Source organism: Sphingomonas aurantiaca (assembly GCF_003050705.1).
Classification (GTDB): Bacteria; Pseudomonadota; Alphaproteobacteria; order Sphingomonadales; family Sphingomonadaceae; genus Sphingomonas; species Sphingomonas aurantiaca.
This window is the reverse complement of sequence record NZ_QAOG01000005.1, coordinates 308,434-329,838: the sequence shown is the minus strand read 5'-3', so window position 1 is coordinate 329,838 and position 21,405 is coordinate 308,434. Positions and strand designations below refer to the sequence as shown.

The 21,405-nt window shown below is 62.1% G+C and carries 16 protein-coding genes; 8 read left to right on the top strand and 8 right to left on the bottom strand.

What is annotated here, in order from left to right; translation table 11 throughout:
• Nucleotides 1–56 precede the first annotated feature (56 nt).
• The 4 genes from C8J26_RS15635 to C8J26_RS15620 are packed head-to-tail and all read left to right on the top strand — an operon-like array spanning nucleotide 57 to nucleotide 3,805.
• The gene (locus tag C8J26_RS15635) at nucleotides 57–626 is read left to right on the top strand and encodes a hypothetical protein (RefSeq protein WP_146168866.1); all 570 of its coding nucleotides are present in this window, start codon (nucleotides 57–59) and stop codon (nucleotides 624–626) included.
• Nucleotides 623–2,011 (top strand): 7-cyano-7-deazaguanine synthase, encoded by a 1,389-nt coding sequence (locus C8J26_RS15630; RefSeq protein ID WP_107959169.1) that lies wholly within the window; start codon nucleotides 623–625, stop codon nucleotides 2,009–2,011. The genes C8J26_RS15635 and C8J26_RS15630 overlap by 4 nt, the downstream gene beginning before the upstream one ends.
• Nucleotides 2,002–3,183, top strand: coding sequence for a helix-turn-helix domain-containing protein (locus tag C8J26_RS15625; RefSeq protein ID WP_107959168.1), 1,182 nt, complete (start codon nucleotides 2,002–2,004; stop codon nucleotides 3,181–3,183). Before C8J26_RS15630 ends, C8J26_RS15625 begins: the two co-directional genes overlap by 10 nt.
• Nucleotides 3,158–3,805, top strand: coding sequence for a PIN domain-containing protein (locus tag C8J26_RS15620; RefSeq protein WP_107959167.1), 648 nt, complete (start codon nucleotides 3,158–3,160; stop codon nucleotides 3,803–3,805). The genes C8J26_RS15625 and C8J26_RS15620 overlap by 26 nt, the downstream gene beginning before the upstream one ends.
• Nucleotides 3,806–4,213: 408 nt before the next feature.
• Here the strand turns inward: C8J26_RS15620 and C8J26_RS15615 are convergent, their stop codons facing one another.
• From C8J26_RS15615 to C8J26_RS15595, 4 genes are all read right to left on the bottom strand, one after another.
• On the bottom strand, nucleotides 4,214–5,143 hold the full coding sequence (locus C8J26_RS15615; RefSeq protein WP_107959166.1) for a DUF2971 domain-containing protein: 930 nt from the start codon (nucleotides 5,141–5,143) through the stop codon (nucleotides 4,214–4,216).
• Nucleotides 5,144–5,564: 421 nt separating this feature from the next.
• Nucleotides 5,565–6,497: a restriction endonuclease gene (locus C8J26_RS15610; RefSeq protein ID WP_107959165.1), complete on the bottom strand. Its 933-nt coding sequence runs from the start codon at nucleotides 6,495–6,497 to the stop codon at nucleotides 5,565–5,567.
• Between the two features lie 1,115 nt (nucleotides 6,498–7,612).
• Entirely contained in the window at nucleotides 7,613–8,011 is a 399-nt protein-coding gene (locus C8J26_RS15600; protein WP_056679234.1) for a VOC family protein, read from the bottom strand.
• 51 nt (nucleotides 8,012–8,062) lie between these two features.
• Nucleotides 8,063–8,761, bottom strand: coding sequence for a glutathione S-transferase family protein (locus C8J26_RS15595; RefSeq protein WP_056679237.1), 699 nt, complete (start codon nucleotides 8,759–8,761; stop codon nucleotides 8,063–8,065).
• A gap of 129 nt (nucleotides 8,762–8,890) precedes the next feature.
• Between C8J26_RS15595 and C8J26_RS15590 the strand changes: the two genes are divergently transcribed.
• From C8J26_RS15590 to C8J26_RS15575, 4 genes are all read left to right on the top strand, one after another.
• Complete coding sequence (locus C8J26_RS15590; RefSeq protein WP_107959163.1) at nucleotides 8,891–9,466, top strand: TetR/AcrR family transcriptional regulator; 576 nt, start codon at nucleotides 8,891–8,893, stop codon at nucleotides 9,464–9,466.
• Between the two features lie 244 nt (nucleotides 9,467–9,710).
• The gene (locus C8J26_RS15585; protein ID WP_167398865.1) at nucleotides 9,711–10,199 is read left to right on the top strand and encodes a YfiR/HmsC family protein; all 489 of its coding nucleotides are present in this window, start codon (nucleotides 9,711–9,713) and stop codon (nucleotides 10,197–10,199) included.
• 2 nt (nucleotides 10,200–10,201) lie between these two features.
• Nucleotides 10,202–12,241 carry a TonB-dependent receptor plug domain-containing protein gene (locus C8J26_RS15580; RefSeq protein ID WP_107959161.1) on the top strand — a complete coding sequence of 680 codons (2,040 nt, stop codon included), beginning with the start codon at nucleotides 10,202–10,204 and terminating at the stop codon, nucleotides 12,239–12,241.
• Nucleotides 12,231–14,051 carry a methyl-accepting chemotaxis protein gene (locus tag C8J26_RS15575; RefSeq protein WP_107959160.1) on the top strand — a complete coding sequence of 607 codons (1,821 nt, stop codon included), beginning with the start codon at nucleotides 12,231–12,233 and terminating at the stop codon, nucleotides 14,049–14,051. Before C8J26_RS15580 ends, C8J26_RS15575 begins: the two co-directional genes overlap by 11 nt.
• Nucleotides 14,052–14,715: 664 nt before the next feature.
• Here C8J26_RS15575 and C8J26_RS15570 read toward each other — a convergent pair.
• The 4 genes from C8J26_RS15570 to C8J26_RS15555 form a co-directional block, all read right to left on the bottom strand.
• Nucleotides 14,716–17,058, bottom strand: coding sequence for a xanthine dehydrogenase family protein molybdopterin-binding subunit (locus tag C8J26_RS15570; RefSeq protein WP_107959159.1), 2,343 nt, complete (start codon nucleotides 17,056–17,058; stop codon nucleotides 14,716–14,718).
• Entirely contained in the window at nucleotides 17,055–18,044 is a 990-nt protein-coding gene (locus C8J26_RS15565; RefSeq protein ID WP_107959158.1) for an FAD binding domain-containing protein, read from the bottom strand. Before C8J26_RS15565 ends, C8J26_RS15570 begins: the two co-directional genes overlap by 4 nt.
• Nucleotides 18,041–18,559, bottom strand: a complete 519-nt coding sequence (locus C8J26_RS15560; protein WP_107959157.1) for a 2Fe-2S iron-sulfur cluster-binding protein — start codon at nucleotides 18,557–18,559, stop codon at nucleotides 18,041–18,043. Before C8J26_RS15560 ends, C8J26_RS15565 begins: the two co-directional genes overlap by 4 nt.
• 251 nt (nucleotides 18,560–18,810) lie before the next feature.
• Nucleotides 18,811–21,204 carry a TonB-dependent receptor gene (locus tag C8J26_RS15555; RefSeq protein ID WP_244185344.1) on the bottom strand — a complete coding sequence of 798 codons (2,394 nt, stop codon included), beginning with the start codon at nucleotides 21,202–21,204 and terminating at the stop codon, nucleotides 18,811–18,813.
• Nucleotides 21,205–21,405: the final 201 nt, after the last annotated feature.

Below are 21,405 nucleotides of genomic sequence, written 5' to 3'. Positions count from 1 at the left end.
AAGGCTATTGACAATGTCAGGTTTTGGCAACATGTAGGCTGATAGGAGGGAATCCTATGAGCGATGGTCCGTACCGTTCGTTGCCGATGTCACCTAAGTGGAAACAGGCTGCCAAGCGCGCCTATCTGTCATCTTTCTCGGCGCCTGAGATTTCCGAAGCCCTCCAGCAGGCGGTGGAGCGCGACTGCCGCGCAGAGCTCTCTGCCGGCCTCGTGCGACGCGTGACGGCGTTGGTCATTGGCCCGGAAAACCCGGGGCTCTTCCGGGATTTACCAACTGCCGATCTTAACGCGCTCCACCGCGACTGTTCTTCGACCATGGAGCACGGGCTCGTGAGCAACGCGATCGACGCTCTGCAGGACGGGCTTCGTGGGCAACCAGCACTGCAGCGGGCGGCGGAATCCAGCGTCTCGGATCGCCTGCTCGCCGGCAGCCGCCAGATTGAGGAGCACATGCACCGCGAAGCCCCCGATCAAAGAGCACGAACCACGCGCTCGCGGCTCCAAGACGCGTATGGCGGCGTCGATGTGTCCGGTGTTGCTCGGTCACTGTTGCGTGCACCCGACGCGCCGACGCGGACCGCCACCGTCGTCTATTCCGGTCTTGATGATGGAGTTCCGTTTTGACCGCCAAGGCCTATCACGTCGCAGACGCGGTGCCGCATCGTGTGGATGCCATTGAGCCCGGCGAAGTGCCGCGCGATGGCGCGCGCATAGCGACGCTCGGAGAAACCATCACATTGTCAATCGAAGGGCTGAAAGACTTCTTCTTCGCCAGTTGGCGGTACGATCTGATCGATCTGCTCGTGATTGCCGCTGCCGTCGAATATTGCGATCTCAGCATACGACGGCCGGCGTGGGGCTGGGCGCGGGCGTTCGACATGCTTGTTGCAGTGCATGAAGAGGAGAAATGGAGCACGCCGCCCGTGCGGCACGCGCTCGAGGAAGCGCTCGCCTTTCTCACCGGAGATCGGTGGAGTGTCAGCTTCACGAAGCGCCGCAATTCCGTCGTGAAGATAACTCCGCGCCGCCTCGATCTTAACACGCCCGACAAAGTGATAATGCCTTATAGCGATGGGCTCGACTCTAGGGCCGTCGCCGCGATCGTAGAAGAGCAGGAGAAAGGCGGCCTCGTCCGCGTCCGTCTCGGCTCCAAGGGAGTCGACAGCGCAAAGGTCCCGCGCAAGAAGCGCCGCTTCGCGACGGTTCCGTTCGAGGTAAAGCTCGGCAAACGCCAGCGCGTCGAGTCTTCTGCGCGCTCGCGCGGCTTCAAGTTCGCGGTTATCACCGGCATCGCCGCTCAGCTTGCGCCTGTCGACCGCATTGTGGTCACCGAGAGCGGACAGGGCGCTCTTGGGCCCGTCCTTGCCTCGTCTGGACAGAGCTATCCCGATTATCGCGTCCATCCCGCATTTACCCGGCGCATTGAGCACCTGTTCCTCGCCCTCACCAACAAGGCCCCGACCTATGAATATCCGCGTATCTGGAACACCAAGGGCGAAACTCTCGCCATGGCAAGCGCGCTCGCCAACCCACCCACCTGGCATGATACGCGCTCCTGCTGGCAGGATTCGCGCCGCGTCAGCTTCGAGGGCGAGCGCCGCCAGTGCGGTGTTTGCGCAGCCTGCATGTTGCGGCGCATGAGCATCCATAGTGCTGGGATCGACGAGCCAGCATCGCGGTATATTTGGGAAGATCTTGGCGCCGCCGAGATGGAAGACGGCGTCGTGGCTGGCTTCTCCGGCATGTCGCCTGCATTTCGTGACTATGGGCTAGCCGGCATCCTGCATCTCGATCACCTTGCGGCGCTTAGCGGTTCTGCCCTGCATGAGCGGACCGTCCGCCGTGTCGCGCGCGAAACCGCCGATGCGCTCGGGATCGAGATGGCCGAAGGCGAACGCGCTCTCACGGGTTTGCTCGAACGGCACCGGGCGGAGTGGCTTGGATTCTTGAGCAGCCTTGGCAGTCAATCGTTTGTCGCCCGTGTGGCCATGGTGTCGCCATGGCACTAATTCCGGGCGGCCTGTCGCCCAAGGATTTGGGAGACCTACTGCGTCAGGCCCGTGAGAACGCCAAGATTACGCAAGCTGCCGCGGCGGCTGCCCTTGATGTCGCGCGCACCACTCTGGTCGCGATGGAACAGGGGCAACGTCGGCCGCGGGTCGACGAATTGCAGAAACTCGCCATCCTCTACGGCTTGTCGCTCAACGAGTTGCTGCGCCAGGACAGCATCCGCGTCGATCTGCGGCCGCGCTTCCGTCATACCGGCGAGCAGAGCGATAAGCTGCAAGCCGCGATCGAACTGCTCAACCGCCTCGTACAGGCCGAGGTCGAGTTGGAAGATCTGCTGGGAATCCAGCGCACGCGGCTCGATCCGCCCGAGCGTCCGCTGCTGCTAGGTAATGTGGGGCTTCAGGCCGAACAGGACGCTGCCGAATTGCGGCAGTGGCTTGGCCTTGGACTGGCGCCGGTCCATGACATCGTGAGCCTGCTAGAGTTGCAGCTCGGCGCGCGCGTTTATATTCGCAAGCTCGACCCGAAAATTTCCGGACTCTACGCTTTTGATGAGCGCGCGGGCGCCTGCGTCCTACTTAATGCAGACCATCCGCGCGACCGCCGCACCCAGACCGGCGCGCACGAATTGGGGCATTTCGTCTCAACGCGCCACGCGCCGGATACGCTTCACGACGGGACGCCCCAATCGACCCGCGAGGAGCGCTACGCGAACACCTTCGCGCGTTGCTTCCTAACCCCAGCGCGGGCCGTGCATGTCAAATTACAAGAGCTGACAGCCGGTGCTTCCAAGCTCACCCGTCGGCACATCATCCTGCTCGCCCATGTCTTCAGCGTATCAAGAGAGGCAATGGTCCGCCGCCTCGAGGAACTGGGGCTAGTAAAGCCCGGCACTTGGGACTGGTTCGTTCAGCATGGTGGGATCACCGACGCACAGGCGCAAGAGGTGCTCGGTGACCTGATCCCGCCGGACGACGCGAAGGTAGACGCCCGGCGCCAGATCTCGATGCGTATGGGCGTGATGGCCAGCGAAGCCTGGCGCCAAGCGCTGCTCAGCGAAGGCCAGATTGTCCGGCTCCTCCACATTGACCGCGTTGATGCCCGGACCCTCATCGACGAGTTCGAAGCGGAAGGAGCTGAGACGGATGGATCCCGTTCGTTTTCGGCCTGAACCGCCGCTCGTCGCCGACGCCAGCGTCTGGATCAACCTCGTCGCCGGAGGCCGCGCAGTCGACGTGCTGCGCGCTTTGGCGAAGCCCACAATCATACCCAGCATCGCGCTCGGCGAACTTGAGCGCGGTCGCGACAAGGGGCGTAGCGCCTACGCCGGCATCACACCGCTGATTGCGGCAGGCTACGTCACTGTCATTGATCTGCCGGAGGCGGCGGAGAACAGTTACCTGAGCTTGGTCGCAGGACGCGCCAGCCAAACGCTGGACGATGGAGAGGCGGCCACGCTCGCGCTCGCGCTCCATCTCGGAGCGACCGCCTTGATCGATGAGCGCAAGGCGATCGGCATCGCCGCGGCGCGCTTCCCTGATTTAACCGTCGCGACGACCACCGATCTCCTTTTGAGCGCGCTTGTCCGCTCGGTCATGGACGCTGACACGCTCGCCGCTGCGCTGTTCGCCTCGCTCACACAAGCGCGCATGCGGGTTCCCGACCATCTCTTTGATGAGGTCTGCGATTGCCTCGGAGCTGATAGGGCACGTCTGTGCCTGAGTCTTCCCGCGCGCGTCCGGACCGGCCTCAGTGATATAGCCGCAGCGCCGTTCGTCTGCGATCTGGATTGAAGAACATTGACGTGATTACGGGCAGATGGCCTGCTTCTCTCGCCTGTGAGGGTAGGGGCTCGCTTGCCAGAAAATCGGGATCGGGGATCGTCGACGCGATGTGTGAAAGCTCAGGGCCACGCTGGGTGAGTGTGCTGCAGCTTGCCGCTCGACCTCACATAGTAGCTGCCTGGCCGCAACCGGCCCGCTTCGATCGTCGAGTAGTACATGAACCAAAGACGTTTTCGAGGAGCATATGAGTGCCGATGAGTCACCGGGGATGGGCTCAAAGCGGTCGGTCGGCTCGGGACCATTTTGCTAATTCGCTACAAGATATTGAACACCTGTAATTAGCCATAAGCCAATGTCACTCCTTGGCTGCTAATTTTAGTATATCCGGTACTATAAGGTCAGAATTAAACGGAGAACCTACTTGTATGGGACGCGCGGTCGTCGGGGGAAGCTATCAATGTATCCATCGAGAAGTCCGTGGTTATCTAACATTCTAAGTGGGTTGTTTTTGGCGGCGTTAAATCGCTCGGCATCATCGATCGAACACCACGCGCACCGCTTCCCATTGGACTTGAGCGGCTCAGAGCATTCTTTGCACGTCCCTTTGGGCGCGACGATCTCCCCCTTGGTAAACACGCTGGCCGTGCCGGTGCCGGCGACGAGATAGGGCGTCGGGAAACTGCGACCTATCTTCTCGTCGTAGAAATCCGCCCCTAGTTTGGCCGCTGCCTCGCTCAACGCCGCTTTCGTCTTATCGGCGGATTTAGCACCTGCAACGATGGCCGCGATGCACTTTTTGGGCACGTAGAGTATCTTTTGGTCTCTGACGTCCTCGATGTAGTCCTCAAAATTTACCGCCCGAACCTCTTGTTCGTAGCTCCATTCCTGGTACTTTGAAAAGTAGCTGTGATACCTCACAGCCTCCCGCAAAAACATGGCGTCTCTTGGCTTCCTGCGGCGGGCGGCCATCTCCGTGAACCGGACCAAGTCCTCGCTTGGTTGCTCAAGGTAGGAGACTTCCCTTACTAACAAGTGCGGGAATGCTTCTTGGAACAGAGTTACATCAAAGCCGATAACGAAGCCTCGATGATTATTTGCGTAATGAGCCCACATGGGAGCCACTACTGGCGACTTCGAGAAGCAGGTGGTCAGCAGGGAGGGAACCTCCTGAACAACCTCACTATAAGTCGCTAACAGTTCGGATCCCTGATCGAGGTCGATTCCAAGGAAAAGCTCATATGGATCGTTATAGTCCTGTGGAAATGCGCACTTGATACCGACATGGTCATCGCGCGCGAGAACATGGTCGAGGTTAATCTCTGAAAAATATTTGAATATTAGTTTCATGAGTCTCCGCCAGCATAAGTTCGGAATCGGTTTCCCGCTATCCGAAGGCAATTGTTGTGCTAAAAAACAAGATTGTGTGCAAGCGCAACTGAATGGCTGCTATCGAACTCCGTGGCCACAGAAGCGGCCAGTCAGGACGCCACCACGTATCGCCGTTCAGCTCCAGATTGCCGGTATACAAAGCGGTCGTGGCATCGACATTAATGAACGACAGAAGTCGGGAAGCGTGTGGAGCGGCTTGAATGTCGTATTGTGGATCGCCAATGCTTGAGGCTGTCGAACGGCGCGCCGAAGCTCGAATGTTCTGGTGATCGCAGCCTTGCCTCGAACATGGGTGAGCCTGCCTTCTCGTTTTAACCTGCTGCCTCATCACTGACGCACATAGTCACAGCGCATACTTCACTTTGCGCAGCGACAGCAGTCAGAGGCGTGATGCCGGCAGATAAGCTTCACCCGTCTCATCGGCGTGGCGCCAGAGGCGCTCGAGGAGGGGTGGCAGGCCGTCGTCGCTCGACAAAGCACGCATCAAATGCGCGCCGTCGAGGCAGACGAACTTAAGTGCCCCCTTGCCGTTCATCCCGGTAATGGCCTCGGGCGAGTAGCCGTTCACCGAGATGAACATCCCGCGCGTATCAGCTGTCTTGCCCTCGATCTTGTAGTTGAATGCGCCGAACTCCTTGCCGGCGGCCGAATCCTTGGTCCATTTTGCTTCGACCAGATAGGTGCGGGTGCGCCATACGAACGCGCCGTCGATCTGTTCGCCGACGAGCTTGAATGATTTGCGCGGATCAAGGCCCTCGAAGGCGAACAGATCGTTGAGAAACGTTTCGAACAGATAGCCGCGGCTTTGCGCGTTTGGCTCCTGCATCAGGGTGAGGAACCGGTCGCGTAACGCGTCGCGTTTGTCGACCCGCGCGGCACGGGCTTCTTCTTGCGCCCTTTCCTGCGTCCGCTTGGCATCGGCCACCGCGCGGTCGCGGTCAGCACGTTGCTCAGCCTTAACTTGCTGGTCGGTTTTGATCTTGACCTTGAGCGCGGCGATCGCCGCTTGAGCCGCCGCGCTTGCGCCGATGAGCGGTAGTTGCGTGAGGCTCGTGATCATCGCGGCGATCACGCGGTCGCCGGCATCGCCGGCTGTTCCAAGATCCTCGATCACCATCTGGGCGACGAAGCGCTTCGGTGCCTTGTCGAACCGCGATCCCGCATTCTTCGCCTCGGCGCGATCCCGCGCCGTTTTGAGCTGCGTCGCACTCAGTCCGCAGCGCGAAACGAACGCGTCGAGCCCTGAATGATAGGGGAACGCCTCACTCAACGCATCCTCCAGATGCTGCAACGTGACCGGATCGAACGCCATCTTTCTCCCTTTTGATACCTGAACGAGTCTTCCGATCAATGCCGGTTAACGTTGGATGTAGGGATTGTCGCCGCCGTTTGCTGCCTTTCCGCCGAGGGCAAGGCCGAAGCATCTGAGGACTTAGCTGCCCTGGCGGGGCCACCCGGTCATGCGGAAGTGGGCGGTGCGCCCTGCTAGGTGCGGCCGCAGTCGCGTGGCACCTGAACCAACGACCGCTTTAGGGAAGCGGGTAAGTGTTCGTGAGTGACCGGGTATGGGTCACGGAGGCGCGGCAGCTCACGACCAACTCACGCCGTTCTTCAGCAAGGGTGTGAACGGCGGCTTCTCCCACAATCAGACGCCCCGGCGGGCGATTTGCGCCCCCGAAAGCGGACATCCGTTCATTCCGATGATGTCCGAGCATCGCCGCCATAATAGACTTAATATTCAATACTATAATTAGTGCTTGTAATTATACACGATGTTTACCGAATGACCCGGCGCATACGTTAAACTAAAAGATTGCAATCCCTTAGGATTTTCTTTTTTCATTATTTCGTTCAGGTCAAAAGATAGATCCATGATATCAAGACTCTCTATCCCAAGTAGGATAATATCTTTTCTTCTTTCGAATTTATCAATATAAAAAGTAGTGTACCTGTCCGAGTTGTCGAACAATTCCTCGTGAAACTCGAGAGACCTGTATTCTTCATTGATCGAGCCGACCAATATAATCCGTATTTGCTCCAATATATCTTTCTGTGCGCTTATGTGGTCATCAATCATTTCAACCTACCGCAGAATTTGGAATATCCTGACGGTTGTAACCCCATTTTCGTATATGTCACTGCAGACACATCTGTCTCGCGCAGGCACTTCGGCGCTCACCCGCATTCCCGAAAGCAGCCTGTCCGCTTTCCTTCCCATTCACGACATCCATGACGGTCGATCATCCGGCAAGGCCATTCAGCGCGGAGATGAATGAATGTCTGAAGATGGGGAGCGGGAGAGGGGGCGCGAGTGTCCGGGTTTGGGTCTTCAAAGCGGTACCGTCTACCGCACATCCTTCGTGTCGAGCCTGCCGCCCGTACATCCTAGAACGGGCGGCCCTTTAAGCCTGACGTGCGGCGGGAATATCACTTGGGGAAATGGATCCCACAAAGCTTATTGCCATCGGGGTCGCGAAAATAGGCGAGCTCGATCGTCCCCATCGACGCAGTCTCGCGTGGGCCAGGCGGGGCTTCGATCGAGGTGCCGCCATTGGCAACCGCGGCATCGTGAAGCTGCTTCACCTGCTCAGGTGAGTTGCATGAAAAGGCGACGGTACTGCCGTTCGCGACGGTCGCAGGTTCATCGTTTATCGGCTGGCTGACGATGAAGTTCGTTCCGTTGCCATTATTGTAGATGAGCCGGGTGTGGCCGCTGTCGGCGATATTTCGCATCGGTTCACCGACGCCGAGTGTCCCGAGCACCGTATCGTAAAAATTCTTCGATCGTTCGATGTCGTTCGATCCGACCATGGTATGAAACAGCATGCTTGTTCTCCTGCTTAAGGCGTTATTCTATAGATACGGGTGAAGTGGACGCTACGGGCGGTCATCCAGTTCCGGAACACCGCTTTGCCCGTCGGCGTAGGCAGCCATGAAGGCCGGCCTGGTCTGCCACCGCCGCCAGAACGCGTCGATATGCTCGAAACGCTCGTCCAGTGGGGTGGCGTTCACCGGGTACTTGGAAAACGCGATCGCGGTGGCCAGCGTGATGTCTGAGAAAGTTGGATGGTCTCCGCCAAGTAGCCACGCCCGCCCGTCAGCAAAATGCCGGTCGACCAGTGCAGCATGCGCTAGCGCCACCTTGCGCGAATGCTCACCCCATGCGGGGTTGTGCGTCAGCTCCAACTTGGGCCCGAGGCCCTGGTGCAGGACGTGGAAGGCGGTGACGATTGGATAGAGGATGTGGACCCAGACCCGGTTGTCCCACATCTGATCAAGGCCGCGCTCGATCGGCGTCTGGCCCATGATCTTGCGGCCTTCGAAGCTGTCGTCGAGGTAGCGCGCGATAGCCGACGTCTCGCTCAAAAAGGACCCGTCCGCCAGCACCAGCGTCGGCGTCTCGCCCCACGGGTTCATCTTCAGGTGTTGCCACCCGCGCTGCTCACCCCCAGGCGACATGTCGTACACCGTCTCGGCAAACCGGTCGGCGATGCCTTTCTCGTGCATGAAGATGCGCAGCCGCTGCGGATTGGGGAAAGCGGAGGGGGAGGTATAGAGCGCCAGCTTTTCGGCCATTGGAGGTCTCGCTTTCATCGATCAGATTGTCGATCACATCACCTGCCTGTCAGATGACAGGTTTACATCTGTGACGCAAAACTTGCCCCGTCAACCCCTGTCTGCCATATGACAGGTGGAGGCGTGATTATGGCGGCAACGACGAAGGAGAATGCGCGGGAGGCCATCCTGCTGGCCGCACGCGAGGCGGCGATGACGCGCGGCTATGGCGGCATCAACTTCCGCGACCTCGCCGCGAAGGTCGGCATCAAGGCCGCCAGCCTCAACTATTACTTCGCCAACAAGGCGTTGCTCGGTGAGGCGGTAGCGCGTCGCTATCAGGAGGATATTGCCCGCGACCTCGAGAAGATATCCACCGACGCGAAGGACGCCTGGGACGCGTTACGGCGATACCCGAGCATTTTTCGGGCGTCGCTGGAGCGTGACAATCGGATGTGCCTCAGCAGCTTCATGGCAACCGAGCGTGACGAGCTGCCTGAGCCGGTTCTGAAACAGGTACAGGCTTTCGCTGACGTCAACGTGGCGTGGCTCAGTAAACAGCTTGCCGCCGCAGCGATTGGCTTGCCTGAAAGCGTCGAGGCAAGAGCGCGAGCAATCTACGCGGCGGTTGCCGGCGCGCAAATCATTGCCCGCAGCAGATCCGACATCGCCGTATTCGATGCTCTGATCGAAAGCTACCGCGCGGCGGGGCCGCTCCCGAGCTAGCTCCTTGTGCTGTCCTAAATCTCGTAGCTGCACGCTCGACAGACATGAACCAATGACCGGTATGGGGATTGGCGAGGTGAAGGCTAAATGACCGTTTCTGGGTCTTGTTTAGGGGTGCATAGCCACTGTCAGGATCGGAAAATCACGGTGTCTCACTCGTTAACTAATTGAACAATAATGGTTGTTATCTGTCGCCTTACAGTTGGGGGACAGAGTGTTTAAACTACAGATATGGATGTGCGTCGTGGCCGCGCTGGGCAGCGCGACGCCGTTGTCTGCGGAACTGAACGTGCCGATCGCGGCGCGAGTCGTGTCGTTCCTCCAGCCCGGTCCCGCGGGGACGGTCGCCGCCGCGATCGTATTCGAGCCGGGCAATGCTGCATCGGAGGCCGAGGCGGCGGCGATCGAGCGGGCGATCGGATCGGGACTGGCCGCCGGACGCAGTGCGATCCGCGCCCGCCGCGTGCCGGTCGGGTCGATCGGGTCGCTCGCCGGATTCCGGCTTGCCTTCGTCACGACGGGATTGCGCCCGGAGTATGCCGGCATCGCCGCCGCGGCCACCAGATCGTCGGTCCTGACGATCTCGTCGGATCCCGCCTGCGTGCAGACCGCGCGGTGCGTGGTCGGCATCACCTCGGGTCCCAAGACCCAGATCACCGTCAATCGCGCCGCGGCGCGGGCTGCCAATATCAGATTCGGGTCGGCATTCCTGATGCTGATCAAGGAAATTTAACGATGACCGTTTCGACTTTCGCCACCGGATTGCGCGCCATGCTGACGGCCGGTGCAGTGCTCTGCCCGGCCGTCGCAGGTGCGCAAGCCGTCGATTACCAGGCGTTGCAAGAGACGATCGGCGAGCCGGTGACGACCAGCGTCATCGGCAAGCCCCAGCGCGCGTCCGAACTGCCCGCGTCTGCGATCATCATCACGCGCGAAGATATCGCGCGGTCGCCCGCCCGCGACGTGCCCGGGCTGCTGAAGACGCGTGCCGGCATCGACGTGAACCGCTGGACCGCGGGGCAGAGCGACGTATCGGTGCGCGGCGGCGTCCAGACCTATAATGCGCGGCTGCTCGTGCTGGTCGACGGACGCCAGGTCTATCTTGATCATTATGGCATGACCGACTGGAATCTCCTGGGCGTCCAGCTCGAGGAGATCCAGCAGATCGAGCTGGTGCGCGGGCCGGCAAACGCGCTGTTCGGGTTCAACGCCGCCAGCGGTGTCGTCAACATCATCACCCGGCGCGTCGGCCAGACGCCGACCGTCACCGCGATCGCCGAGCTGGGCAATCACGACATCAGCCGGCTCGCCGGGTCCGTGACGCTGCCCGTCACCCCGGCAATCGGGATCCGGCTTGCCGGGGTCCGCGCGCGCGAGGACGAACGTCGCATCCCGGCGACGCTGCTGCGCCCGGCGATGGTCAGCGACGTCGCGAGCGACCAGGTGTCGGGCGACATCACCGGTTCGTTCGACGGACTGGAGACGGTGCTGGGCGGCGGCCATTCGACCAATCGGCAGGTCGAGTATCTGCCGAGCCAGCTGCTGTCGAACCAGCGCTATCGCAGCGACAACGTCCATGCCTCGGCCACGCGCGACACGGGCTGGGGCGGCGTGACGCTGGGCGGCTATGTCAACTGGCTCGATGTGCAATATGGCGTCGGCGCGACGGCGGATGCGACTGAGCCGCTCGGGTTCAAGAACCGGATCATCGTCACTCAGGCGTCGACGCTGGTCCGGCTGGGCAAGAGCGATACGCTGCGGCTCGGCGGCGAATATCGCAACAACCGGCTGCGCTCGGCCTACCAGTTCGCCGAGCGGATTTCCTATGACGTCGGATCGGCCAATGCGATGCTCGACCTGCATCCGGACGAGGCGATTTCGATCACCGCGGCGGCGCGGATCGACCGGCTCTGGCTGCACCAGGCGGGCGCGATCGCGCAGCCGAGCTATGAAGTGGCGAGCGATTTCGACCGCGCCTTCACGCGGTTCAGCTTCAACGTCGCGCTGCTCGTCCAGACCGATGCGCGCGGCCAGCTGCGGATCAATGGCGGTCGCGGCTACCAGCTGCCGTCGCTAGTGAATTACGGGATCCGCCTGCCGATCATCACCCCGGCGCCGGTACCGATCTTCGTGGCAGGATCGCCGCGGATCGATCCGGTCGGCGTATGGAGCGGCGAGGTCGGCTATGCGCGGACGGTCGGCGGCACGCAGATCGAGGCGAACGCCTTCGTGACGAAGACGGACAATGCGATCGCGTCGCCGGGCGACGGCCTGCAGACCGAGCTGTTCCTGACCCCGCTGCCCTCGCTCGTCGCGCGGTTCACGGCGATCGGCGACTATACCACCTATGGCACCGAGGTGTCGGCGTCGGGCGCGGTCGGTGCGCTCACATGGCGCGCCAATTATACCTGGACGCACACCGACGAGCAGCTGGCGTCGCTGACGCTGCCAATCCCCTATGCGCTGTCGCCCAAGTCGACGACGCCGGTCCACAAGGCCAATCTGGCGCTCGGCTATGACATCGGGCGACTGTCGCTGTCGGGGGTCGCGCGCTACACCTCGTCAACGCGGCAATTCGCCTTCTCGTCGACGCCGCAGCTGCTGCTCTACCGGGTCGACGACGCGGTGGCGCTCGATGCGCGGGCGGGGCTGCGGCTGACCTCCGCGCTCGAAGTCTATATCGCGGGCGAAAATCTGGCGCTGGCGGACGGTGCGGCGGTATCGCCGATCCCGGCGGATCGTCGCGTGCGCGCAGGGGTGCGACTTGCACTTTAACGCGTTCTTCCGGCTGTCGGACCGGCTCGACCGCAGGCTGGCGCTCGCCGACCGGCCGATCGCGGTCAAGGTCGCGGCGACGCCGGTCATCATGCTGGTGCTGTTCGTGGTGATGGCGCTGGCCAGCACCGTGGCGCTGCTGATCACCGGGAGCAGCGTCGACGACATCGTCAACCGCGACATGCGCGATATCAAGCAGCTCAACGCGATCACGCAGCGGTTCGGTCTCGCCAACGCGAACGTCTATCACCTGCTGGTGACGAAGGCGGCGACGCCGACGATCGCGGTCGATGGGCAAGTGGCGGCGATCCACCTCGATCTGGCCCGGGTCCGTACGGCGCTGGTCGGCTACCGCCGCAGCCACGCCGGGCAGCGCGCACAGCTGGGCCCGGTGCTCGCCGATCTGGACCGATATACCGCGACCGTCGACGTGCTGACGTCGATGCTCGAGGTCGACTTTGCCAGCACCGCGGCGATGGTCGACCCGTTTCGTGCCAATGCGCAGCAGATCGATACGCGGATCCGGCGCGTGACCGCCGCGGGTATCGGCCGCGCCGGGCAGGCGGCATCGGGGGCGCTGCTGGTCACGCATGTCACGATCGCGATCCTGCTGCTCGTCCTGCTCGTCGGCACGGGCGCCAGTCTGGTGATGGCCTATGTGATCGGGCGATCGATCATCGGCTCGATCACCGATATTGCGGCGGCGACGGATGCGGTAATGCACGAGGCCGCGATCGATCTGTCGACGCTTAAGCGGCATGACGAACTGGGGCTGGTCGTCACCGCGCTGACGACGTTCCAGACGCAGCGCGAGGATGCGAAACGCCTCGCGGCTCAGGCCGAGTTGCTGCGCCGCCATGCCGAGGAGGAAAAGACGCGCCAGGCTAGCGCGATCGCCGAGGTCGAGGCGCAGGCGCGGCGCGATCGCGAGGCCACGCTGGCCGCGCTGGCCGAGGCGTTCGAACGCCAGGTCGGCGGCATAATTCGGGAGGCGCAGGAGGCGATGGTGCTGCTCGAGGCAAATGCGATTAGCCTGCACGAGACGATCGAGGGCAATCGCCGGCTGGCGCTAGAGCTCGACGCGATCGCGCAACTATTTGCGACCGAAATGCTCGAGGCAGGCAAGGAGACGCATCTACTGGCGCACACCTTCGAGGAGATCGACCGGGAAGTGGCGGGGACGAGCCTCGCCGCCCGATCGATCAGCGATCATGCGCGCAGTGCTAACGATACTGTCGCGCTGTCGCAGGAACAGGCCAGTAGCATCGAGCAGATCGTCGACGTGATCAGCGCGATTACCAAGCAGACCAACCTGCTCGCGCTCAACGCGACGATCGAGGCGGCGCGTGCGGGCCCCGCGGGCGCAGGCTTTTCGGTGGTGGCAGCAGAGATAAAGTCGTTAGCAACCCGAACGGGCGCAAGCGCGGGCGACGTGCGCTCGAAGATTGAAGCAGTCCAGGACCAGATCCGGTCGGTGGTCGCGAGCACAGGCAGTCTGGGTGCGTTGATTGACAGCATGGATGACGGCGCGGGCCGGGTGGCGGCGATGTCGCGCGAGCAGGCGCAGGCGATAGAACAGCTCAACGGGCGAATCGAGGCGGTCGAGGACCGCAGCCAAATGCTCACCGAGGCGAGCCAGCAGATTGCGTCGTCGGTTGATCGCAACCTCGCTTCGGTCGACGAGGTCCAGCAGACCGGCGCGATGCTCAAGCGGACGCTGCAGTCACTTGCCGACGACGCGCATGCCTTCACCAGCCATTTCCTCAGTGATCAATCGACGCTGCAAATCGGCGACTTCAAGATCGCGTAATCATGCCGTTGCGACGAGATACTTTGATCAAGACCGGCCCGCCGCATAGCCGGGTCAATCAAGTCTCTTGGCGTTCCGATTGACCCATTCCTTGCTCTCCTTCCCGCCTTAAAGCATCCAAGCAATGTAGCCAGCAGAGGGATTTGTATCTGATGCCCATTGGGGTGCTTTGCCACCTTTATCGGACTTATCGCGAGCGAGATAGCTGTACATCGATATCAAGTCGTCAGCCGTAAGACTTTTCGGCGCGGGAAGCTGCTCGGCCCGTTCGACGCCAACATTAGTGCCACCGCGGCCAAACACTTCGTTGCGCGCATACATTGAGGCTTAGGAAGGGGGTGTTAACCACCAAAAGCGGCCATTCGGTCGGCTCGATGTTCCCGTTCCTCCCAGTCCTGCTGGCGCACGAAAGCGAACCGGGGACGATTGGAACCGTCCGGTTGTAACATCAATGCACAAATCTCCGTTTCCCGCGAACCCCGCGGTGTTGGAAGGCCGCGTTAGATCTTTTACGTGCGGAATGCCCGACCATCTGCTGTACAGCCACCACCTGCCCTGGATCCGTACCTGTCGAGATTAACAGACGTCCGGTTCCGGGAAGAGGAAAGATGCCGCTGAACGACCGGAAGTGGGTCAAAGCAGTGCGTTTCCGCTAACCAACCACCTACATCAGCTTATCGAGCGTGATTGGCAGATCGCGCACGCGCTTGCCAGTCGCGTTGTAGACGGCATTGGCAACGGCCGCCGCTACGCCAGTGATACCGATCTCGCCGATACCGTGCGCGCCCATCGGCGTGTGAGGGTCGGCGATGTCGGTCCAGATAACGTCGATGTCCGGCACGTCGAGGTGCACGGGAATGTGATACTCGGCGAGGCTAGGGTTCATGATCCGACCACTGCGTTCGTCGAACTGCGTCTCCTCCATCAGCGCCATGCCCAGTCCCATGATGATGCCACCGCGAAACTGGCTCCTCGCCGTCTTGGGGTTGAGGATGCGGCCGCAATCGAATGACCCAAGGATACGGCTGACCCGTGTCTCGCCGGTAACCGCGTTGACGTGCACTTCGCAGAAAATCGCGCTGTGCGAGTGCATCGACCAGTGCATCAGTTCGAGGGGCTGGGACGCCGCCTCAGTGACGGTGACGCTGTCGCGTTGCGCGCGTGTCAGGATCGAGGCGTAGCTTTCCCGCCGCGCAGGATCGTCGCGCTTGGCGAGCCCGCCGTCCTCGCTACCTACCTCGTCCGCTGACAGCCCGGCTAGAGGCGAATCGTTGCCGGCGAGCTTGAGGAGTTCGCCGACCAGCGCGTTCTGCGCGGCGATGACGGCGGCACCGATTGCTGCGGTTTGCTGCGATCCGCCTGCCATGATCGCGCCCGGGATCGATGCGTCGCCGTAGCCGACCTCGATCCGGTCCATCGGCAGGGCCAGTCGCTCCGCTGCAACGATCGCGGTGGTGGTCGACGTCCCCATGCCCATCTCGGCGGCTGCGACCTCGATCTTCGCGCGCACCGTGTCTCCGTCACGCGCAAGGGTGATGCGTGCTTGGGCACCCGGCATCCGGTAATAGGGATAAGTGCCGGTCGCGCAGCCCATGCCGACCTGCCACTCGCCGTCCCGGCGCCCGCCCAGCACCGCCGAACGATCCGCCCAGCCGAACCGCTCGGCGCCGGAGAGCCACGCGTCGACGATGTGCCGCGAGGAGAAGCTGAGGCCTGAGGTCGGGTCCTTGTCCGGCTCGTTGCGGATACGCAGCTCCACCGGATCCATGCCGAGATCGGCGGCCAGTTCGTCGATCGCGCATTCTAGCGCGAAGGTGCCGACCGCCTCTCCCGGCGCGCGCATGAAGGTGTTGGCCAACATGTTCATCCTGGCGATCTCGACCTGCAGGGTAATGTTGGGGCAGGCATAGGCCGTGCGCGTGCCGAGGATAAACGGTTCGGGCATGTTGTTGTGCGGGGTCATGACCGACAGGCCGGTATGGATCAGCGCTTCGAAGGCGCCATCCGCGGTCGCGCCGATCGCGACGCGCTGCTCGGTTAGGCTTCGCCCGCCGACGACGCGGTATACGCCCTCGCGCGACAGCGCGATGCGCACCGGCCTCTGCGCTAGCTTCGCCGCGGCAGCGCCAATGATCTGGTGGTCCCAAAGGCCCTTGCTGCCGAAGCCGCCGCCGACATAGGGCGAGGTCAGATGGACCTGGTGAAGATCGAGATCGAAGACCTCGCCTATCGTCTGCGCCTGCGCGGTGACCATCTGACTTGCGTCATGGATCACCAGTTCGCCATCGACCCAGGCGATCGTCGCGGCATGCGGTTCGATCGCATTGTGGTTGTGCCGCGGCGTGCGATAGACCTGATCGACGACGTGCGCCGCGGTGGCGAGCGCGGCCTTGGCATCGCCGATCTCGTTGAGCAGCGGCTGGCCCATGAACAAGCCCTGTTCAATGCCGTTGGCCTTCGCGCCCGCCAGACTGGTCGTCGACGGCTCCTCGTCATAGGTGAAGCGGACAAGCGACGCGGCATGATCGGCCTGTTCCTGCGTCTCGGCGAGGACGCAGGCGATCGGCTGGCCGTTCCAGTGAATTCGGTCGTCCTGCAGGATTGGCAGGTCGGCAGGGCCCACCGCGGTCGGCGACGAGCCGAACACGCCCGGTTTGTTCATCCGAGGCGCGTTGAGGTGGGTCATCACAAGCACAACACCCGGCGCGACTTCCGCGGCGCCGCTGTCGACTGCCGTAATCCGTCCGCGCGGGATCGTCGCATAAGCGAGCGCTGCATACGCCATGTGGTCGAAGCGGAATTCCGCCGAGAAGGTAGCCTCGCCCTTGACCTTCAGCGCGCCGTCGAGCCGGGATACGGGTGTGCCGATCAGGCCGTGCTTGTGCGCGATCAGAGGATCGGGACGGCCACCGGGAATCCAGCTGTCGGGTGCTAGCGGCACGAGCTTCTCCATTGCGCCCTGCATCAGGCCCTGCGCTGCCTGCTTCGCGGTCTCGACGATGCTCATGCCACTTCTCCCTTCGCCAGGTCCGCCATCACCGCAGCCAGCGTCCGCGCCGCCAGTTCCGGCTTGAACGCATTGTCGCGAAGAGGCTGCGCGTCGGCGAACTCCGCGGCCGCTGCCGCGCGGAACGCGGCTTCGGTGGGCGATGCGCCGCGCAGCGCTGCCTCAGCCTTGGTCGCGCGCCAGGGCTTGTGCGCGACGCCGCCGAACGCGATCCGGACGTCGCCGATCCGGTCGCCGTCCATCTCCACCGCCGCAGCGACGGAGATCAGCGCGAAGGCGTAGCTCGCCCGGTCGCGCACCTTGCGATAGGTGGAATGGGCCGCGAAGCCGAGCGGCGGCAGCGCGACAGCCGTTATGAGCTCGCTTGGCGCCAGCACCGTATCGAGATCGGGTCGGTCGCCCGGCAAGCGGTGGAGGTCGCCAAAGGCGAGCTTGCGCGCGCCGTCGGGTCCTTCGATATGCACGGTCGCCTCGAGCGCGGTCAGCGCAACGCACATGTCGGATGGATGCGTCGCAACGCAGGCGTCGGAGGCGCCTAGGATCGCATGGATGCGGTTGAAGCCCTCGCGGGCATCGCACCCGGTGCCGGGCGTGCGCTTGTTGCAGCGCGATCCGTCCGTATCGTAGAAATAGGTGCACCGGGTCCGTTGCAGCAGATTGCCTCCCACCGTTGCCATGTTGCGGATCTGCCCCGAGGCGCCCGCCAAGATCGCGCGCGACAGCACCGGATAGCGTGTCCGCACCGCATGGTGCTCGGCCAGCGTGGTATTGCGGACGGCCGCGCCAATCAGCAGCCCGCCATCCGCGGTCTCGGTGATCGCGTTGGACAGGCCGGTCACGTCCACCAGCCGCTCTGGCTGCACTACGGTCTCGCGCATCAAGTCGACGAGGTTGGTACCACCGCCAAGGAAGGCCGTCGCATGGCCCGCACCTAGTTGCACCGCATCCGCCACATCTTCGGCGCGCGTGTAGCTGAAGGGGGTCATGCCGTTACCTCCGTGGCGCGTTCCGATGTGATCGTCGCCTGGATCGCATCAATGATGCCGTTATGCGCGCCGCAACGGCACAGGTTGCCGCTCATCCGTTCCTGAACCTCCTCGCGGGTTAGCATCACGCTGTCGGATAGGTCGGCGCTGACGTTGCTGGGAACGCCGCGTCGCGCCTCCGCCACCATGCCGATCGCCGAGCAGATTTGCCCCGGCGTGCAGTAGCCGCATTGGAAGCCATCATATTCGATGAAGGCCGTCTGCAACGGGTGGAGCGTCTCGACCTCGCCCAGGCCCTCGATCGTCGTGATCTCACGGCCGTCATACTGGACCGCCAATGCGAGGCAGGACAGGATGCGTTCACCATCGACCAGCACCGTACACGCTCCGCATGCGCCCTGGTTACAGCCCTTTTTTGTGCCCGTCAGGTGCAGCGTCTCCCGGAAATAGTCGAGCAGTGATACACGAGGGTCGACCGGTCCTGCGACGGCATTTCCGTTGACGATGAATGACATGGCGATCTCCTTTGGCGCACCGCGCCAATGGCAACTTATACCACTTTATATGTCGTGCTGATGTCTTTTCCGCATCGGAGTGGCGAGCCCTTCAACGTGAGGGTCGTAACGTCTATGCAGCGGTCGTTGTCGCAGCGTGAATAAATGGCGGAAGTTGGGGAGCTGAAAACCGCCCGCAGGTGACTGCTGCTGGGTCATGGAACATTGCGGTTTCTTGGTGGGCTCGGTCCGGGCTCGTCGACATAACCCTCTTAAAACCGCAACGAACTTTCGACACCGAACTCCCGCGGCCGACCGGGTGTATATCGGTCAATGCCAAAGCCGCCGAAATACCCCGTACGGGCCTGCTGCGTCACCTTGTCCAAGACGTTGGTCCCGTAAACGCCGATCCGCCAGCGCCCGTCCGCGTCAGGCGAATAGTCGAGCCGGAATCCAACCAGTGCATAAGCCGGCAAGCGGCAAACATAGTCGGCACCCGACTGACACGCGGGCTTCTTGCCAACACCGCGTACGTCGACACTGGGTGTCACAAGCCCACCTCCAACATGCAGATCATAGGCTACGGCCGCGCTGTAGGTGTATTTCGGTGCGGAATTGACCGGCGTATCGAGCGTTAGCGTTACGGCGTTCGGGCGAATGCTGTCATAGCCCTGCGTCAGATACGAGACGTTGCCCCGTACCGTCAGATCCCGCACCGGCCGCAGCACGAATTCGCCTTCGAACCCTGCCTCGTGAGCAGACGCCGCGCTCTGAACCTGGCGCGTAGAGACGTTGCCGACCAGGACGTTCACGCTCGCCTGGATGTCGGTGTATTTCTGATAGAAGCCGGAAAGGTTGATTACTGCTCGCCTATCGAGAAGGTCGAGCTTCACGCCGGCTTCGTATGACCACAGCTTTTCGGGGTCGTAGGAAGACGGGAAGCGTCCGTCGGCTGAAGGGCCGCCCAATTGCTGGTTGAAGCCGCCGGAATTGTAGCCGTGTGCGGCAGTTAGATAGGTGAAGACCGTGTCGGACCAGCGATAGGAAAGCTGAAGCTTCGGATCGAAGCCGTCCCAGTGATCGGTATCGCGCGCTGTGAATGGGGCACCACCGCAGTTGGCGATCCCTCCGAGAAAATCACCGCTGAAATAGCCGCACTGCGTCGGCACGCCGTTGTAGAGGAACGTGTTCTCCCGGCCGGCGAAGAAGACATAGCTGGAGCCCGTTTTGCGATCATAGGTGTAGCGCCCGCCGAGTGTGGCCTCAAGTTTCGGCGTGATCTTGTACGACGCCTGCGCGAAGGCTGCGTAGCTGCGATACTTGAGTGAGGCGTCGTAGACGTAGCCAAGCGGATCGATCCAGTCGGGTCCGGTATCCTGGAGGAAGTCGGTCTTCTGCTGGAAATAGAAGGCGCCCGCGAGAAACGTCAGGCGGTCGTCCAGGATGGTACCACCGATCGTAAGCTCCTGCGTGAACTGCGTGCTGCGAGTGTCATCATATTCCGCGTAGATGTCGTTCGGGGCGTTGTTCACTGGCGTGTAGAACTGGGCGTGCGAGCGGCGATACGCGGTGATCGAATGCAGGGCGATGCCGCCGCCCAGATCATATCCGAGACGGCCGTTTAGTGTCGTTGCGTCGGTGTCGTTGAAGGGGCCGCGGCCCGCATAACGAGAGATACCGCCTGCATCGCCACCGCGCGCGATGTCTGTCACGGCCGCGCTCGTAGGCGCGAGGAGAGTGGCGCCGCCATAGACGGTGTAGTCCTTCCCCAACACGGGATAGGCCGTGCAATAGGGGACGGCGTGCAGGGCATCGTAGTTTTGAATGTATCCCGCCGTGGAAAGGCAGCCGACGGGTATGGTCGCGCCGCCATCAGTCTTCGACCGGTTATACTCGCCGAGCAGATCGATCGTGAGGGGCCCGCCCTTGTCGACACGCAGCTGAAGGCGGCCCGACTGACTGTTGACGTTCCCGCTGCGGTCGTCGTCCAGAACGTGCTTGATATAGCCGCGTACGCTCTGCGTGCGAAAGCTTGCCCGGGCATAGATGCCATCGGTCAGCGGCACGTTGAGCGCACCCTCGGTATCGATCCGCCTGAAGCTGCCAGCGCGGACCTGCGCATAGCCTTCAAACCGATCGGTCGGACGCTGCGTCGTGAGCAACACCGCGCCTGCCGTCGTGTTCTTACCAAACAGCGTTCCCTGCGGGCCTTTTAGGACCTGCAGCGACGCGACGTCGTAGAAGTGAAGGTCGTTGCCTTCCTGCCGGCTGACGTACATCTCGTCGACGTAGAAGCCGGCCTTTGTGTCCGAATTGACCTGATTGAACGTCTGTCCGATCCCGCGAATGGTGAAGCTCGTGCCGCCGGACAGCAGGGGTACCAGTTCGAGATTGGACACGGCGCCGCGCAGATCCTGGAAGTTGCGGATGTTCTGCTGGACGAGGTTCCTGCCCGACAGGACCGTCGCGGAAACCGGCGTGGTCAGCAGACTCTCTTCCCGGCGGCGAGCGGTGACCGTGATCTCGCCGACGTCGTCCGTAGGGGCGGCTTCAGCCGCGTTGGGCGACTGCGCGATCGACTGCGCGGTAACTGGCGAAGCTGCCATGCCGGCAATCAATGCAAGCGCCGAGAGCGCGCGCGTCGTCGATGACGGATGTGCTGCCATGATACCCCTTTATGTCAGCGTTTGCTGCTGCTTGCCCTGTATGGCGATATCCCTATGCTGACAGTGGGGATTGTGGACAGAGCTTTTGTTTTGCGCTGCATCGCTCGGCTTTCGGTGCCTGGCATGGCATGATTTTCATCCTGCAGATCAGGTTGCAGGCAATCGAGTGGGTGAGGGCTGAGAGATGGTCACCAAGCTGGT